An 18264-nucleotide genomic window follows, 5' to 3' on the forward strand; every position below is an offset into this window, starting at 1 on the left:
TTTAGTGTGCTATTGTCCAGATGCCTGCACTACCTGGTTTTCGCTCATCAGTGGCTTTTTTCACCAGGGTATCGCCAACGGCTATATTACCAAATATCTCGGTACCCGCATCTACGGTCATTCCCTGTCTGACATCCACCCATTCTGCTTTCCCGTCTTTTACTCTGATGACAAACTTTTTCTCTTGTGTGGTAACAACCGCAGAGAAAGGGACTATAAAGGAAGGGGTGCCTCTCTCCAGTGGAATTTTTACATAACAGAAAACACCTGCTTTTAAGTGATGGTCGCTGTTGTTTACCTGGAACTCCCACAGTTCTGTTCTGGTATTGGGATCTATCGTCTCGGACTTGCGGGTAAGTACAGCTTTAAATTGTTCGGTAGGATAGGCATCTACCCTGAAGTCTATGTTTTTTACGGCGCTGGCGGCAGCCACATAACTTTCAGGAATGGCTACACGCAGACGGAGTACTTTGTTGTTTTGCACCGTCAGCAACATAGCGTTGGTGCCTACCAGTGAGCCAGGATCGGCTTTGCGCGCGGTGATCACACCATCAAAGGGGGCTGTGATATAAAGGTATCCTGATACTGCCTTATAGGATTGTGCCTGTTTGGTAGAGGCCACATAACTGGCGCTATCGGCCAGCATTTGATTGCGGCTGCGTTCCAGGTCTGCCGGGGCTACGATACCCGGTGTACGGGCCTGTGATGCACGATACAGCCGCTCATAGTTGTCGCGGCTGGAAGCCCATTTCGCTTTGGCCGACTGCACGGCCGCTTCGGATTCTGCCAGGCGGCTGTTTATTTCCGGCGCTTCTATCACTGCCAGCACCTGGCCTTTTTTTACACGGTCTCCCATGTCTACTTTCATCTCTTTTACAAAGCCCTGTACTTTGGCAAACAGGTCTGCATTTTCGTAGGGTACCAGTTCAGCAGGGAACTCCGCTGTTTTTTTCAAAATATCCTGTTGTAGGATAAATACCGGAACAGTATCCGACGTGGTTACAGCTGCCGGTGCCTGCTGATGATGGTTACAGGCCGAAAGCAAAGCCAGTAAAGAAAAGGAGGCGATCGCCCGCATGTAGCTGTATTGTATGTTAGGAATGTTTGTCATAGTAAGTACTTTTTTCATCATCAGGATCAAGGGATACATATTTAAATGTTTTTCTTCCAACCAACAGCTGATATACATGTGGCAGGAAAAACAACACGCTGATAGCGGAGAATAATAATCCTCCTATAACGGCAATGCCTAAAGGGGCTGTTTGATCACCGCCTTCCGACAGCCCCAGTGCCATGGGGATCATACCGGCAATCATGGCAGCAGTGGTCATCAGGATGGGCCGCAGCCTGTTTTCTGCTGCCTGTAACTGTGGCGCCTCTACGTTGCTTTTCCGGTAATGTTCGGCGTTGGTGATAAACAGTACCGCATTGGCGATGGCAACACCAACGGCCATGATGGCGCCCATATAGGATTGTATGTTTAATGAATTGCCGGTGAGCAACAGAAAGAGCAGGGATCCCGCAACAACAGCAGGAATCACGGATAATGTTGTGAAAGCAACACGGAACGACTGGAAATACACAGCCATTACGAGGAATATCACCACTACGGCGATGAGTAAACCGAACTGTAGGCTGGTGAGTGTTTGTTGCAGCAATGCCGGCTGTCCGCGCAGTATGATTTTGGCTCCGTTGGGCAGCTGTCCCATACTGTTGATGGCCTTGTTTACTGCTTTAAACACAGTACCCAGGTCCTGATGGTGAACATTGGCTGTTATCGTGATATACCGCTGTTGATTCAGCCTGTCGAATTCTCCGGTGACCGTCATCCGTTTCCAGGAGGCCACTTCATTGAGGTAATGTGAGTTGCCTGTACCACCTGAAACAGGGATGGCTTCCAGCTTGCTGGTACCGTTCATTTTAAATTCGGGATATTGTACCTGCACCTGATAGGCGGTGCCGGTGCTTTTGTCGAGCCAGTAGTTGGGCGTAGTAAAACGGCTGGAAGAAGTGGCTGCCACCGTAGAGCGGGTTACCTGATCGCTGGTGAGGCCGAGCTGGCCGGTTTTTACACGGTCCATCTCTATTCTGATAGCAGGATAATCCAATGGTGTAGCGATTTGCAGATCGCGTAAAGAAGGGATGGTGGCTAGTTTTTGCCGGAGTAATACCGCTGTTTTTTTGCCTTCGGCCAGGTTTTTATTAACGATGGCGATCTCTATGGGATTGCTGCTACCGAGGTTTAACACCTGTTCTACGATATCTCCCGGCTCAAAGGATAGTTTGGCTTGGGGGATGGTTTTACCTGCTGCTGCCCGTAGTTTTTCCCGGAAGGTGGCAATGGGCATCACTCCCCGCTGTAGTTTAATTTTGATGACGGATTCATGCGGGCCACTGGTCCAGAGATGTATGTAGTTGACCGGATAACTGGAGGGCTGGGTACCCACAAATGCGGAGGTGATGGCTACGTTTTGTTTTCCGGCGATGCTGTCTGTGAGTGAGAGCAGTTTGCGGGTGGCATCTTCTGTTCGTTCAAAACGCGTACCTACGGGCATGCGTAAACGTACCTGTGTTTGTCCGCTGTCTGTTTGTGGAAACAGTTCCGTGCCGGTAAATAAAAAGAGCAGCACCACCAAGGCGGCAGATATCAGCAGAAATAATCCGGTAGCCCATCGGTAGCCGGATTGCCGGCGTTTCCCGGCTGCCACATAACGGCGTTTGATGTTATCAAAAAATCCGCGTTCCTTTCTTTCCTTCTCTGGCAGTGATGCTTTAAACAACCAGTTGGAAACTACTGGCACAAAAGTCTGTGATAAAATAAAAGAGGCAATCATCGCAAAACCAACGGCCAGTGACAACGGCATAAACATCGCTCTGGGTACACCGTTCATAAACATGGCAGGTACAAACACAGCCAGGATGCTCAGCAGAATCAGTAGTTTGGGTCCGGCTATCTCCATGCTGCCATCAGCGATGGCCCTGGCTTTTGTTTTACCGGCCTCCATATGCCGGTGGATGTTTTCTATGGTAACGGTGGCTTCATCCACCAGTATGCCCACCGCCAGGGCAAGACCTCCCAGGGTCATGATGTTGATGGTTTGGCCGGTGAGATACAACAGGATGGCGGAAGACAACAGTGCCAGCGGGATGGTCATGATGACGATGAGCGCACTTCGTTTGTCGCCCAGAAAGAGCAACACCATCAGGCCGGTAAGGATGGCTCCCAAACCACCTTCAAACAAAAGGCTTTTCAGTGAATTGATCACATAACCGGATTGATCGAAGGCATAGGTGACTTTTATATCGTCGGGGATAGCGGCCTGCATATCGGGTAGCGCGGCTTTTACCCGTTGTACCACCTCCCAGGTAGAAGCATCTGCTCTTTTGGTAACCGGAATATATACCGAACGTTTACCATTGATCAGTGCATAGCTGGTGGTGACATCGGCGCCCAGGCTTACATTGGCTACATCTTTTACATAAACGGAGGGGCCTGCGCCAAGTTGTAGCGGTGTGTTTTGCAGGTCCTGCAGTGATTCTATGACGCTGTTTTGTGGTGTGATATACGTAGTGTCGCCAATGCGCACATTGCCGGCAGGAGAGATGGTGTTGAATTTTGCGATGGCCTGTACCACCTGGTCGGGGCTCAGGTTGTAACTACGTAGTTTGTCAGGATCTATGGTGATCAGTACTGTTTTCTGATTACCTCCAAACGGTGGCGGGGCCGATACGCCGGGTAAGGTGGAAAACATAGGTCGTACACGGAACAGGGCCAGATCGGAGATCTCACTTAAAGACCTGTTGTCTGAAGTGAAGACCAGCTGGCCTACCGGCACACTGCCTGCATCGAAGCGGGTAATGAACGGAGGTACGGTACCGGGCGGCATAAATGCCCTGGAGCGGTTTACATAGCCTACCACTTCCGCCATCGCCTGGCTCATATCTGTGCCTTCATTGAATTCTATCCTGATGATAGCAGCACCTTGTATGCTTTTGGAGTCTACTGATTTTACGCCGGTGATATAGAGGAAATGATATTCATAATAGGAGGTGACAAAACCCTCCATCTGCTCCGGCGATAGCCCGCCATAGGGCTGGGCCACATATACTACCGGCAAACCCAGGCGGGGAAAGATATCTACTTTAGCCTGCCGGATAGACAGATAAGAGAAAAATAAAATGGCAACAACAACTACCAGGATGGTGACCGGATGTCGTAATGCCGAACGGATTAGTTTCATGGTGTTGATATCGTTATTTCAGGTTGTCTGTAAATGTTGTCAGCTGTCCACCGGATACGGCTATATCCAGCAGCGAGCGCCATACCTGGAGGAATGCTGCTGCTTCGTCTGTTTCTGCCTTCAGCAGGTCATATTGACCTTGTGTGAGTCTGGTGAAATCTATCAGGCCGCTGGTATAACTGAGTTGCAGCCCTTCATAGGCAAAGCTGGCAGCCTGTGACCGGACTGCTGTCTGTTGCAGGACCAGGATGTTCTGATCATAGTTGAACCTGGCGGTGGCCTGTTGTTTCTGAAGGTCCAGCGTAATCTGACTGAGCTGTGCTTCATCTGCTTTTATCAAAGCGCTGTATTGTTTCTTTTTGATACGCACTTCAGAAAACTGTAGTATGGGAAAGCTCAGTTGTATGCCAGCGGCATAGTTGCTGCGGGAGAGCGACCAGCCATCTGCCTTATGGACGCTGCCATCTGCTGCCACACCGGAACCCCGTGCGTATGCATTGGCATAGATGTCCAGTTTGGGACGCCAGGTGCGTTGTATTTCCTTAAGGGTGCTTTCGCTGACTTCTTTTTTGGTTTGATAAAAACGTAACAGCGGATGGGCGGAGAAGCCCTGTATGGTATCGGTAGCGGAGGGCAGCTGTCCCATCAGGGAGGTGTCTGATAACTGAATGTTGTTGGGTGAGTCAGGCAACCCGGTTAACCGGGTTAGTTCTGATACCTGGGTATAATACTGTCTGCGTGTTATTAACAGATCGGTGGTTGCCTGTGCCAGTGCTGCCTGAAACTGGGTGGTATCAATACCGGGTCTGATACCTTCCCGGGCCAGTACCAGCGACTGCTCCAGGCCGGTGCGGGTACGGGCTATATTGGCCTGGTGTGTTTGCATAAGTTTTTGCAGAAAAACAGCATCCAGGTAAACATAGATGGCTGTATACTGTTGCCTGAAAAGTGCTTCGTTGTAGGAGCTGCCGGCCAGTCTGTACAGGGCCGCGGCCTTTTCCACTGCTGCCTGCCGCTGACCAAAAGTAAGCGGATTCCATTTAATCAGCGCCCCGAGGGCGGTACCCGGAACCGGATCATACCTGTTGCCGGCAGATGGTGGTCCGCTGATAGGCAATATCAGGCCCGGATAACTCATCCCGGTAATGTTGTTGTAGGTGGCATATCCTGTCTGATAACCCACATTGACCTCCGGCAGCAAGGTGTTTTGGGCAAGGGCGATTCCATATCTGCTGCCTTTAACCTGTTCTTCATAGGATTTCATTTGTGGCTGGGACGACTGAACAAGGCCCGGCAAATCCCTTATATGGATTGCCTTCTGCTGGCTGTGCACTGGTAAGGAGCATACCATCGCAGTACCAAGGACCAGTAACATTTTACGATAAGCGTACATTCATCTGTTGTTTATTGGAAGTATGTTGTTAAGGTATTGATTTCAGCAAAAGCCCGATGGCAGCCAGCTTCAGAAAATCACTCATACCAGTAAGCTCACATCGTCATCACTTAAAAATAGCGTGAATGATAAGGTTTGGTCTATTTTTTACGCTTCACCAGTTCTTTATATAGAAAGGCTTTGGCCTGTAAATTTTTTGAAATCCGCTTAAAATGGCACTGGTCAGAAAAACCACCCGGTCATCGAATTCATATTGCCAGGATGTAACTGCAATATAAATGGATTTATAAAAAACGATGCAGGTATTATTGCTTCCGGGGAGGATATTCAATCCCGGCCTCCTGAATTAATGAAAATCCGTATTTCATGATCGTTTCGATGACAGGGATGGCTTTACGGCCTTTTTCTGTCAGGCTGTATTCCACTCTTGGCGGTACTACCGGGTATACTGTTCTGCTCACCAGCCCTTTGGCTTCCAGCTCTCTGAGCTGTGAGGTCAGCATTTTGTCTGTAATATGAGGAATATCTTTTTTTAGTTCACTGAAACGTTGCGGACTTTCCTGCAGCCGCCACAGTATCGGCATTTTCCAGGTACCACCGATATGGCTCAACGCAAATTCGATAGGTGTATAGTACAGTCTTTTATCATGAAAAAATTCAGGCATAACATTATTTTTTTATTCTGCACGGCTTCCCTTCCATACTGAGCGGCAATATACGATCCTCTGCCGTTGACACATACTTTCCTTTTTGTAAGTATATCACTAATGGGTAAGTATACCCTTTTTAGCCAGCGACTATCCCAAATTTGCAGCCGGAAAAATTATTTAGCATGAAAAAAAATCGAACCCTATTCGTATTGGCGCTGGGCATTTTCGGGATCACTACCACAGAATTTGGCGTAATCGGTATCCTGCCTGAAATCGCATCTGCATTTGCGGTCAGCATGGATAAGGCGGGGCTTTTGCTGAGTGCATTTGCGATCGTGGTTGCGCTCTCTGGCCCTTTTATCATCATAGCCCTCTCGTCTTTTGACCGGAAGAAGGTGATGGTATTTTCCTTGTTGATTTTTGCAATAACGAATGTATTATCTGCACTGGTAAAAGATTTTCACTGGCTGTTGTTCATCAGGATGCTGCCGGCTTGTTTTCATCCGGTTTACTGGTCGGTAGCGTTGTCGGTGGCTGCGAAAAGTGCCGGTACACGTGATGCGTCGAGGGCGGTGAGTATTGTATTTTCGGGCCTGACTATTGCAACAGTACTGGGCGTGCCTTTAGCCACGTTGGTGTCCAACGTGTTCAACTGGCAGACTTCATTTCTATTATCCGCGTTGATCAATCTGATCGCTATGCTGGGCATCCTGTGCTGGCTGCCTCCGATAGGGGCGGGGGACAGGGCTACGGCCTTTCCCGCAAAGGAAATGCTGAAAAACGGTCGGCTATGGGTAAATGTATTACTGGCTTTTATGATGATCACCGCCATGTATGCCACCTATGGATATATGGCTGATTTTCTGAAGACCGTTTCCGGAATGAATGGAAAAGCTATCAGCGGGATGCTGCTCTTATTTGGCATAATGGGTGTTGCAGGCAACAGGCTGGCAGGTAAATACATGGGACGTTTCCCTTATCAGACGACGCTTGTTTTTATTCTCCTGTTAACGTTGAGCCATCTGCTTTTATACTACCTTGGAAGCTTCCTGATGCCGGCTGTTTTGGTAGTAGGGATCTGGGGACTGATACATGCCGGCGGTTTTCTGATCAGTAATATCAATGTAACAGCCGCAGCAGATAACGCTCCGGAATTTATTAACAGCATCTTTACTTCCTGTGGAAACTTTGCCGTCACAGCTGGCTCTTTACTCGGCGGGTATTGGATTTCAACATTTGGTATTCATGAGGTGGTATGGTCCAGTATAATCTGTTTAATAGCGGCGTTGCTGATACTCCTGTTGCGTGAAAAGCTTTTGCGGAAGCGGGAAACAACGGGAACGCCTGTATGATATATCTTTTATTCTCTATGCGAGTGTGGCTGCAAATAATAATTTCTTAACACTGGTTATGTAGTTTCACACCCGCAAAAGAGTCATTCAATGAAGTATATTATTCTTTTAGGGGCTTTCCAGGCATTGGTGGTATTTAGTATTTTCATTATCAATCATAAAAAAACATCGGCTGATAAGATATTAAGCTGGTTTTTGATGTGGGTATTTATTCATCTGGGCAGCGCTTTTCTGCTGCATGTTCTTTTTCCGAATGCGGAAATCCACAAACAGTTTTACACTTTTATCAGCCTGATATATACACCCTTGTTCTGGACCTATGCAGCGCAGCTCTCCGGCCGGTATCAGCATATAAAAAAGAAGTTCCGTTTGCTTTTCCTGCCGGCGTTGATGGCGGCAGTCGTATATTTCAGCATCGCTGGTTATGTGATAGCGCATGACGGCGCAACACCTCCGGTTATTATCCTTTATAATAAAGCTGTAGGCTATGCTTCTGTAATTTCCAGCATCATATATGGGATTTTATTACTGGTAGAATCTCGTCATATACCGTTTTTCTGGCAGTCGGAGCGAAAATTGATCCTGTTTATGGGCATTGTATCTTTGATCATGTCTTTGTTCTCGGCGGGGCTGATGATCAACAATATGCTGCCTGATACTTCCCGGTTGATACTGGACAGCCATTTATGGGGCAGGATAGTAACCTACCTCTGCCTGCTGAGTGTTTGCCTGGCTATTGGAAGGCTTAAAATATTATCCCTGATTTATACAGATACTCAGGTGCCGATTTTGGAAACAGCCCGGGAGGTGTTGGCAACAGTGATCGACGAACCCACTCCCTTTACAGAAATGGAAGACATGGAAGCGCCGGAAACAGCCATGCAGGAGCCTCCCAGCCAGCACCGGAAATTACTGTTGTCTCCCGATCAGCAATCGGTTATTGCCAGAGATATCAAACGCTGGATGGAGGGAAAGGACCTCTATAAAGACCCCGAACTGACTTTAGACAAACTGGCGGCTACTATGGAAATATCCAGACATCACCTTTCTGAAACCCTCAACCAGTACCTGGGCCAGTCTTTTTATCAGTTTATTAATGAATACAGAATCAGGGAAGTGGTGAGGTTGATTGATGAACACCGGGAAAATAAGGTTACGCCCAACATCCTCTCCCTGGCTTTCGAAGCAGGCTTTCATTCCAAATCATCTTTTAATCAATACTTCAAAAAAGTAACCGGTAGTACACCTTCAGCTTATCTGAAAAGTACGAATACCGTTCCCCGGTTCACGAACATCTCTATCAATAACGCTTAGTATCTGCGTTTTTTTGCGGCTCTTAACAATATGGTAATATAAATTAACTGATTGACTTTCAGTGAATAGAAATCGATGTAGTCCTCTCTGACCGACACGGTCGTACGGATTTATCCAGAAGGACGACTTCTTTAGCAGGCCGGATCAACTTTGCGGAAAAAATAATTCGCTCATGAGTAGCCGGCTTTTGTTATTGATTTTACTCCTGCCTGTTTTCTGTACAGCACAGCAGATCAGGGGGAGCATTTTATCCAAAGAAGGACCGTTGCCTGCCGCCACTATTATCATTGATGGAACAGGGACACAGACCGATCTTTCGGGGGCTTTTGATATTGTTGTCAGGAAAACGGGAAAAGTAACGCTTAAAATCAATTATGTTGGGTTTGCCGTCAAAACGATGGAAGTGGATGTAAAACCTGGCATCAATCAATTGGGGGCGATACTGATGGAGCCAGCCAGCGATGTACTGGGAGAGGTAGTGGTAAAGGGAGCTTCCGCCGGATCGCAGGTGCGCGCCATCAGCATTAAAAAGAACGCACAAGGCATTATGGAAGTACTGGCCGCTGATGCCATCGGTAAACTGCCCGATCGTAATGCTGCCGAAGCGGTGCAACGTATACAGGGCGTGTCCATCGAAAGAGACCAGGGCGAAGGACGTTATGTATCTGTTCGTGGTACGCCTATCCAATGGAGCGCCACCTTGCTCAACGGCAACCGCTTGCCTACCGCCAGTCTGGACTATACAGACCGCCGCATTCAAATGGATATCTTTCCTTCTGAACTCATAGAATATGTACAGCTGTCTAAAGCGATCACGCCGGATATAGAAGGAGATGCCATTGGAGGCTCCATTAATTTTATTACCAAAGCAGCCCCCATGTCCCGTACACTCAGGATCAACGCTGCAGGTGGATATGGAGACCAGGCCCGTAAAGGTTCCTATAATGCTTCTGTTGTTTATGGAGACAGACTGATGAAGGGCAAACTGGGTTTTGTGCTTTCCGGCGTGATATGGGACCGTACCTCGGCCCAGGACCGTTATAATATGAATTATGATTTTACCAACCCTGATCGTAAACAGTCCTATTCCATTACAGACCTGCAGCTGCGGGACTATATCGCGCACCGCAGAACCACTGGCTTAAACGCAGGCCTGGAATATAAATTCAATGACAGGCATAAAGTCCAGTTCAAAGGTATTTACAGTGACTTCCTGGATGGACAGATGGTACGAGAAACCTATTTTTATTTCAACGCCAAAAATGCAACCATTACCTCCAGGGCTTCCAATTACCTCACCAGTCTGTATTCCGGAGAACTGAGTGGACAGTCCGTCCTCTCTCCTAAAGTAAGTCTGGACTGGGCTGCCAGTCTGGATAAATCTAAATTCCGGTTTAAAGATCCCGGTTATTATCCGATGGCTGTCTTCCAGCAGGCCACCACTTATGAAGGGCTGGCTGCCGATGGAAAAAAATACCTGGCCATGGATGCTCCGGATGGCAAAGGAGATGTGATTGATGCGGTATTGCCTCATTTATCACCATCCACACCTATCAGCAGCACTTCCATGAAACTATCTCAGGTAATTATGGTGCGCAGCACCAACTGGGAAGAAAACAAACGTTTCGGCTTTAACTTAAAATATACACCAGACAATAAGCTTCATCTGAAATTCGGTGGTAAATTTATTCATAAGGATAAAGTGGTGCAGACACCATACAATATTTATCTGGCGGGTATTCAGGGCGCTGCGCCTACCATGGCCGGTTTTGGCAGCGAGCCATTCCCTTACAACGGTGGTTTCCTGACCGAAATAGGTTCGCCTTACAACAATGTGATCATCGACCAGATGCCGCTCAGTCAGCTGAAAACACTGGTAACACCTGAAGGTATCAGTAATAATAAGTTGTTTCCTTACCAGGTGGACTCCGCTACCAATATATCCGGTGCTACCAAATATTTTACCGGTGTGGAAAACGTGTATGCCTTATACGTTATGGGCGAATACAAAGCATCGGATAAGTTAACACTGACAGGTGGTATCCGTAACGAATACAACAAGGTTACTTTCAACGGTAGTAAAGTGAGCACCAGCACCAAGCAGGTCACAGCGCTTACACAAGACAACAGCTACAATGCCTTTTTGCCTATGCTGCATCTGAAGTATAACCTGACCGATAAAGATATTATCCGCCTGGCCTATACCCGCAGCTTTGCCCGCGCCGATTTCAATAACCTGAACCCCGGCACCACACAGGATGATGTCAACAAAACCATCAGCAGAGGCAACGCCAATCTGAAACCTACTTTCGCCAATAACTTCGACCTGATGGCTGAACATTATTTCGGTGGAATAGGCATGGTCAACTTCGGCGCCTTCTATAAAAAACTGACGGATCTTATCTATACCAATCAGTCTTCCGAAATGGTGGGTGGCATACAATACATGGTCAGTGAGCCTGAAAACCTGCAACATGCATGGTTGGCCGGTTTTGAAGCGGGTTTTGTAAAAAGATTTACTGGTCTCCCCGGCTTCTGGAAAGGATTTGGTATAGATGCCAATTATACCTATACCGATTCCAGAGTGAAGATCCCCCGTTTTACCGGCACTGAGAAAACAGAAGATGAAAGTGCGATACCCAAACAGGCCAAACATATCTTCAATGCATCAGTGATATATGAGTACCGTAAGTTCATGGCCAGGGTTGCCGGCAACTACAAAGGAAAATATCTGGATGTGATCCGCCAGGCTGCAGGTCCTGATCATTACCGCTGGTATGCCCAGAACTTCACCGTAGACTTTTCTGCTTCTTACGCGATCACTCCTAAAATCAGGACATTCCTGGAGCTGAACAACATCACCAATGCGCCGGTACGCTATTATCATGGCACCTTCGACCGGGTGGAACAGGCAGAATGGTATTCCATCAGAGGCCAGATAGGCGTCAATGTAAAAATCTTCTAATCATAAAAAACATTCATTATGCATACAATTATTAACAGAGCGTTGGCTGCTGTACTGCTCTCCTCTGCAGCCGTGGCTGGTTTCGCCCAATCTTCCAAAAAAACTTCTGCGCAGCTGGATGCGCTTAAAATAAATCAGGTGCAGGTACTGGGTACGCACAACAGCTATGCACGGCCCGTTGACTCTGCAGTGCTGGCTTATATTGATCCTATTCTGGAAAAAATGGCGAAAGGCTATTTTGCAGGTATGTCTAAGGAACAGGCGGCGGCTTTCCATGAATTTCATCCGAATGAGATGAAGATGAGTGAGGGATTAAAATATAACCATCCTCCCTTTGATGTGCAGCTGGATGCAGGCGTACGCAGTCTGGAGATAGATGTGCATTACGATCCTACCGGTAACCGTTTTAATGATCCCGCATCGTACCGGGAGTTGCGTAAGAAAGGATATGAGCAGCTGGCTCCATTTGAAACCAAAGACCTGGACAAACCCGGCTTTAAAGTGTTGCACATGGCCGATATTGATTTCCGTACCCATTACACCACCTTCAAAGGTGCATTGTCTGCGATGAAGTCCTGGTCTGATGCACATCCTGATCATTTCCCCATTTATGTGATGATAGAAGCGAAAGACAAAGGTCTTCCTCTTTTCCCCAATTCCGCACAGGTATTGCCCTTCGATGAAAAAGCCTTTGATGAGCTGGACCAGGAAGTAGTGAGTGTACTGGGCCGCGACAAGCTGATCACGCCGGATGATGTACGGGGCAAATTCCCTACGCTGCGTGAAGCAGTACTGGCCCGCAACTGGCCTACTATAAAAGCTGCCAGCGGCAAATTCATTTTTCTGCTGCTGCCTTCCACAGCGGGTATGAACCTGGTTTCTGACTACGCCAAAAACAAACCTAATCTGGAAGGCCGTATCATGTTTATGCAGTCACTCCCGCAGGATACTTATGCAGCCTTCTTCCTGCTGGACAATGCTATTGTTCGCAAAAAAGAGATACAGCAGTATGTGCAACAGGGCTTTCTGGTGAGAACACGCGCGGATATTGAAACGTATGAAGCGAAAGTAAATGATCATACCAGGGCTGACGCAGCTTTTGAAAGCGGTGCCCAGATCATTTCAACGGATTTTTTCCGTAAAGGCAACGGATATGGTACACCTTATTTTGTGAACCTGCCCGGTGGAGGAGAGGCCAGAGCTAATCCGGTTAACAAGTAATTATATTCTATAATAAAGCCGCATAAATCAATGGATTTATGCGGCTTTATTATTTATGATTCGTTATACCATTCGTTATATTCACGTTTTCTGTTTTCTAACCATTTTTCAACTTTAAGTTCCTTAAATTTTTCTTCCAGGTTTTTACATTCTTTGGCTGCGGTGTCGGGATGTAACAGTTGGACAGGTACGTCATGTAATAAATGGCACAACCAGTATAGGGGTTTGTTGCCAGTGGATTTCCCGTGTATTTCGAGGTCAGTGAAGGCGGCTTGTAAAAGAAAGGCGAGGTATTCTCTTTTGTTTTCTTCAGGAGCCAGGTTGGGAAACTGTTGGAGGAACTTCTCTTTTTTATCTTCCAACCATTCTCCGCCCGTTTCCAATACCCAGGCATATCCTGCCGCAGTCCTGTCTTCCTCTAATAATTGAAACGGTACATTATGAAAGAGGTGCGATAACCTGTATACCATATCATCATGGTTTTCTATTGCTTGTACCCTGAAATCGATAAGGGTATAAGATAATATGCTGCATAAAAATTTCTGTTCGTGCATGTATTGTTATTTTATAATTCTCATTGCTTGCGCTGCTGCAGTGGCATCAGTTAACTTTAGAAAAGACAAAATCATATCTTATGATAAAACTTTACACGTGAACCTTTTCTGTTGAATAATGTGGGATTCTGTGCCCCGGTCCTCATCTGTATGAACTATTTCCCCGCACGTATAAGTCTGAATCAATACTTATCCTGATAGACCTATAGCCATAAGGTATTGTTTGTCTGTATAGTCCGTTTGTTATTACCTGCATCACCGGCAGGTGTACTATAACTATGCCTTTTTTTAACCCACAATTTCATCACCCAAATTAAAATCCTTATGAAGAAAGCACTATTCATTTTATTAGGGGTTTTGCTAACCTCTCCTCTCCTCAAAGCCCAGGTAAGCAAGGGCGGAAAACCTTACAGCTTCACTGCTAAGCTGGCACAACAGGATATCAATGTTAAAACGGTTGCAGCGTTACCGGTACAAAAACTGCAACTGGAAGATGACCAGAACCTGAAACAGGGACTGCCACTGCGTATCGGTGTCATCGCACCGGTGTCTTACTCACTTTCTAATTCCGGTACCTGGACCAACCTGCCCGGAGGTGACCGTTTATGGCGCCTGAAGATACAGGTACAGGGAGCAGTGGCCACCTCCCTCTATTACAAAGACTTCCTGTTGCCGGAAGGTGCCAGCCTGTATATTTATAATGGCGACAACACCCAGCTGATCGGAAGTTATACCAGCGCCAATAACGAAGGAACAGGCATATTTGCTACTGAAATACTAAAAGGAAACACCTGCGTACTGGAATACTACGAGCCTAAAGCTGTAAAAGGCAAAGGCCATTTCACCATCACCGGTGTCAATAACATCTACAGCAACAAAATACCGGAATCAAGAACGACCTCTATAGATAAGACCGTTGGCGCTTCCGGCACCTGTGAAGTGAATGTAAACTGCCCCGAAGGTGCCAACTGGCAAAATCAGAAAAGAGCGGTGGCTAAAATATTGTTGAAACTGGGTTCCAGCGCCTACCTCTGTTCCGGTTCCCTGGTCAACAACGCCCGTAAGGATTGTAAGCCTTACTTCCTTACCGCCAACCACTGCGGGTCTAATGCTTCTGCGACCGACTTTAACCAGTGGATTTTTTATTTCAACTATGAATCCGCCACCTGCACCAACCCTGCCAATGAACCGGCCAGCAACACCATTACTGGTTGCGTACAACGTGCCCGTGCTGGTGAAAGTGGTAGTGTAGAAGGATCCGATTTTCAGCTGCTGGAATTTACGCAGGCTATTCCATCTTCCTACAATGTATATTATGCCGGCTGGAACGCAGGAGCAGCAGCTAGTCCCAGTGGTGTTGGTATCCATCATCCTGCAGGTGATATTAAAAAGATATCTACCTATAGTGCACCATTGACAGGAGCCAATTATGGCGGTGGTGGTACCGCTCCTTATACACACTGGCAGGCCAACTGGGTACAAACAGTAACTTCATGGGGGGTTACTGAAGGTGGTTCATCCGGTTCTCCCTTGTTCAATAACTTAGGTCAGATAGTAGGTCAGTTATCCGGTGGTCCTTCCAGCTGTACAGTTGCCAACACCAGTAAATACGATTATTACGGACAGGTGTACCGCAGCTGGACATACGGTACAGATGCCCTTCACCAGCTGAAACCCTGGCTGGACCCGGATAATACAGGGGTGCTGTCACTCAATGGTACCAATTATCCTTGCGGCGATACTACCGTTCCTACAACCTGTACAGACGTATACGAACCTAACAATACCCTGGTTACAGCTGCCAGCATACCAACAGGAACGGATATACGTGCTACTATCGCTACCGCCACCGATACAGACTATTTTAAAATACAGGTATCTGATACCAGCAGGCTCAATATTGTACTGGATAATCTCCTGGCCAACTTCGACCTCAGATTGCTCTCCGCCAGCGGCGCACAACTGGGCATCTCACAAAATACAGGCACCACTGCAGAATCCATTGTATATAACGGCCCTGCCGGTACCTATTACATTCAGGTATATGGAAAAAATGGAGCCCGCGCGGACTCTATCTGCTACCGGCTGAATGCTGGCGTCACCAACCTGAACGGCTGCAACGACCAGCTGGAGCCTAACGATACACAAGCCACTGCTGCCGCCATTGCAACGGGAACGAATATACGGGCACAGATCGCCACCGCTACAGATGTGGATTACTATAAGTTTACCACTACCGGTACCAATGATCTGAGCATCCGCCTCGACAGCCTCGCCGGCGACTACGACCTTGTGCTGCTGAATGCTTCCGGCACACAGCTGGGTATTTCCCAGAACAGTGGTACTACCGCTGAATCAATCACCTACGGCGCTGCCGCAGCAGGTACCTATTACGTGAAAGTATATGGTTATAACGGTGCATTCAGTAATACAAAATGTTATCTGCTCAATGTTACCGCTACACCGGTAACTGCCTGTACAGAAGCATACGAGCCGAATGAAACACGCACTGCTGCTGCTACCATACCCGTTAATACTGTGATCTCAGCACAGATATCTTCTTCAACGGATAAGGACTGGTATAAGTTTACCAACACTGCCGCCCAGCCGTATATAGAAGTGCTGCTGACCAATCTCCCGGCTGATTACGATGTGGTATTGTATGATGCCAATGGTACACAACTGGGCATATCACAAAACTCCGGTACTACCAACGAAAGGATTGTTTATAACGTCGGTACAGTAGGTACCTATTATATACAGGTATATGGCTACAGCGGTGCATCCAGCACTACCCAGTGTTATAAACTGGCCGCTAATATCGGCAGCTCTCCCAAACAGGCTCCTGTTGCGGCTAAGAGCGATAAACCCGGTGATGTGGCAGCTAAAGACCTCCATGGAAACATCCGCCTTTATCCTGTACCGGTAAGGGATGTGGTATATCTGGAACTGAACAGTCAGCATGACATGCAACAACAGGTGATCATTACCGATATCAATGGTAAAATCGTTTACAACCAGCAACATCGTGTTGTAAATGGTTTCAACCGCCTGGAAATACGTTTGCCGGCTTCATTGAAAGATGGTACTTATATTGTTTCCACCAGCAGATTACATTCACAGAAATTTATTTTACAACGATAATCCAGCGCTAAAGCCCTGGGCTAATATAATTCCCACAAATTAGTTCAGGGCTTCAGCCATAATTATCATCTATAATAGCCCAGGGCTTCAGCCCTGGGTTAATAGGTGAGCATTCTCCTGGCCGCATTATATTGGGGAGTGTAGTGCTTTAATTTCTCAACGATTAAATCAGCCACCTTGTTTCCATAAATATTGTCAGTGTCCTGATGAGCCCAGCGGGAAGTGTTGTCAAAGGCATTAAGGGTGTTGTGGCAGATGAATTTTTCCGAAACCGGAGGAAGTAACAGGTTGCCGCCGGCATCCAGGATGGTTTCAGGACGGTCTGTTGAATATCGTAAGGTAAGACAGGGAACACGGAGTATATGTGCTTCTTCCTGCAGTCCTCCACTGTCTGTATAAAGCCCCAGGCAATAGTCAGAAAGCATAAACGATATAACATCAAGATAGGAAGGCCATAATTCACATATTTTGACGCCTGCCTGTTCGGTAAGCCTGAGCTGTTCTTCCAGCCCGAACTGATGAATGGCGGCCATCATCGCATTGGATTTTACCAGCAATATATTCATCCCTTCCCCGCTTAGTCTGGCGATGCCGCTGAGCACGGCTATCAGCCTGTCGGGAATAAGGTTTTCCCGGCGATGCAGGTCTACCCGGAGCCATTTTTTTCCTGATAAAAAAGGATAACGATCCAGAAAATCTTCTGTATGCGTATATTTTTTCATTAGTTCAACTGCATCACTGCTCAATGATCCTGTCACCATAATATTTTCTGCAACATATCCTTCATACAGCAGATTGTCCATATTTCTCTTCACCGGAGCAAGCAGTAATTCAGAACTGATGCTGGCAAGCCTGGAGTCCATTCCTTCCGGGAAAGGATCATTTACATACCGGGTCCAGTCCCATCCGGCCTGATAAAGAACGTTACCATCCTGCCATCTGTCTTTGTCTGCCGGGCCATAGGAGCGTAACCCTGCTTCTACATGAACACTCCGTGCCCCCGCCGAGAAATAAAACAATTGTGGCAGTATGCCCGCGGAAAAGGTATCTCCTGATACCACCGGAATGATGTCAGGCTTTTCCGTATATGTTGCGAGTACACTCAGGAAGTCTGTTACAGATTGGCACATCGTGATGATCCGTTCATTAAAATCACGGCCATTGGAATATAAATTAGCACCAATCTGTTGTTTATAACCAAGTTCGTCAATCTGGGCTGTCAGCAGTTGATCATAATGCTGGTTACTGTTTACCAGCAGGAAAGGTAGATCATGCTGAGTCATTGACTGTATCAGACTTGCCATTTTGATGAAGCAGGGTTTGGTGGCAATGATGGGAAGATACAGGGGACGCTTCAGGTCCATCGCTTTTTCAATGGCAGCCTCCATCATGCCTGCGCAGCCTGGATTTTGTAATGTGTATTTCATAAT

At 47.1% G+C, this 18264-nt stretch carries 11 protein-coding genes; 5 read left to right on the plus strand and 6 right to left on the minus strand.

All coding sequences use genetic code 11. The annotated features are described in order from the left end of the window. Position 1: 1 nt before the first annotated feature. The 4 genes from KD145_RS24775 to KD145_RS24790 all read right to left on the minus strand — a co-directional run bounded on the left by KD145_RS24775 (position 2) and on the right by KD145_RS24790 (position 6299). On the minus strand, positions 2-1111 hold the full coding sequence (locus KD145_RS24775; protein WP_212002517.1) for an efflux RND transporter periplasmic adaptor subunit: 1110 nt from the start codon (positions 1109-1111) through the stop codon (positions 2-4). Further along, complete coding sequence (locus KD145_RS24780) at positions 1095-4241, minus strand: efflux RND transporter permease subunit (RefSeq protein ID WP_212002518.1); 3147 nt, start codon at positions 4239-4241, stop codon at positions 1095-1097. The genes KD145_RS24775 and KD145_RS24780 overlap by 17 nt, the downstream gene beginning before the upstream one ends. Positions 4242-4254: 13 nt before the next feature. Beyond that, a complete protein-coding gene (locus KD145_RS24785) occupies positions 4255-5634 on the minus strand; it encodes a TolC family protein (RefSeq protein WP_212002519.1) in 1380 nt (459 codons plus the stop codon). Between the two features lie 305 nt (positions 5635-5939). After that, positions 5940-6299 (minus strand): helix-turn-helix domain-containing protein, encoded by a 360-nt coding sequence (locus KD145_RS24790; RefSeq protein WP_212002520.1) that lies wholly within the window; start codon positions 6297-6299, stop codon positions 5940-5942. A 167-nt stretch (positions 6300-6466) separates the two neighbouring features. Here KD145_RS24790 and KD145_RS24795 point away from each other — a divergent pair, with 167 nt between their 5' ends. From KD145_RS24795 to KD145_RS24810, 4 genes are all read left to right on the plus strand, one after another. Next, a complete protein-coding gene (locus tag KD145_RS24795; protein WP_212002521.1) occupies positions 6467-7636 on the plus strand; it encodes an MFS transporter in 1170 nt (389 codons plus the stop codon). 90 nt (positions 7637-7726) lie between these two features. Further along, positions 7727-8950: a helix-turn-helix domain-containing protein gene (locus KD145_RS24800; protein ID WP_212002522.1), complete on the plus strand. Its 1224-nt coding sequence runs from the start codon at positions 7727-7729 to the stop codon at positions 8948-8950. 172 nt (positions 8951-9122) lie between these two features. Then, complete coding sequence (locus KD145_RS24805) at positions 9123-11915, plus strand: TonB-dependent receptor (protein WP_212002523.1); 2793 nt, start codon at positions 9123-9125, stop codon at positions 11913-11915. A gap of 18 nt (positions 11916-11933) precedes the next feature. Then, positions 11934-13136 carry a Ca2+-dependent phosphoinositide-specific phospholipase C gene (locus tag KD145_RS24810; RefSeq protein WP_212002524.1) on the plus strand — a complete coding sequence of 401 codons (1203 nt, stop codon included), beginning with the start codon at positions 11934-11936 and terminating at the stop codon, positions 13134-13136. A gap of 53 nt (positions 13137-13189) precedes the next feature. On the opposite strand, the gene KD145_RS24815 is transcribed toward KD145_RS24810, so the two are convergent. Next, the gene (locus KD145_RS24815) at positions 13190-13690 is read right to left on the minus strand and encodes a hypothetical protein (RefSeq protein ID WP_212002525.1); all 501 of its coding nucleotides are present in this window, start codon (positions 13688-13690) and stop codon (positions 13190-13192) included. A 324-nt stretch (positions 13691-14014) separates the two neighbouring features. Here KD145_RS24815 and KD145_RS24820 point away from each other — a divergent pair, with 324 nt between their 5' ends. After that, positions 14015-16834, plus strand: coding sequence for a pre-peptidase C-terminal domain-containing protein (locus tag KD145_RS24820; RefSeq protein WP_212002526.1), 2820 nt, complete (start codon positions 14015-14017; stop codon positions 16832-16834). Between the two features lie 98 nt (positions 16835-16932). Here the strand turns inward: KD145_RS24820 and KD145_RS24825 are convergent, their stop codons facing one another. Further along, positions 16933-18261, minus strand: a complete 1329-nt coding sequence (locus tag KD145_RS24825; protein WP_212002527.1) for a UDP-N-acetylglucosamine 2-epimerase — start codon at positions 18259-18261, stop codon at positions 16933-16935. Between the last annotated feature and the right edge of the window lie 3 nt (positions 18262-18264).

Source organism: Chitinophaga sp. HK235 (assembly GCF_018255755.1).
GTDB lineage: Bacteria > Bacteroidota > Bacteroidia > Chitinophagales > Chitinophagaceae > Chitinophaga.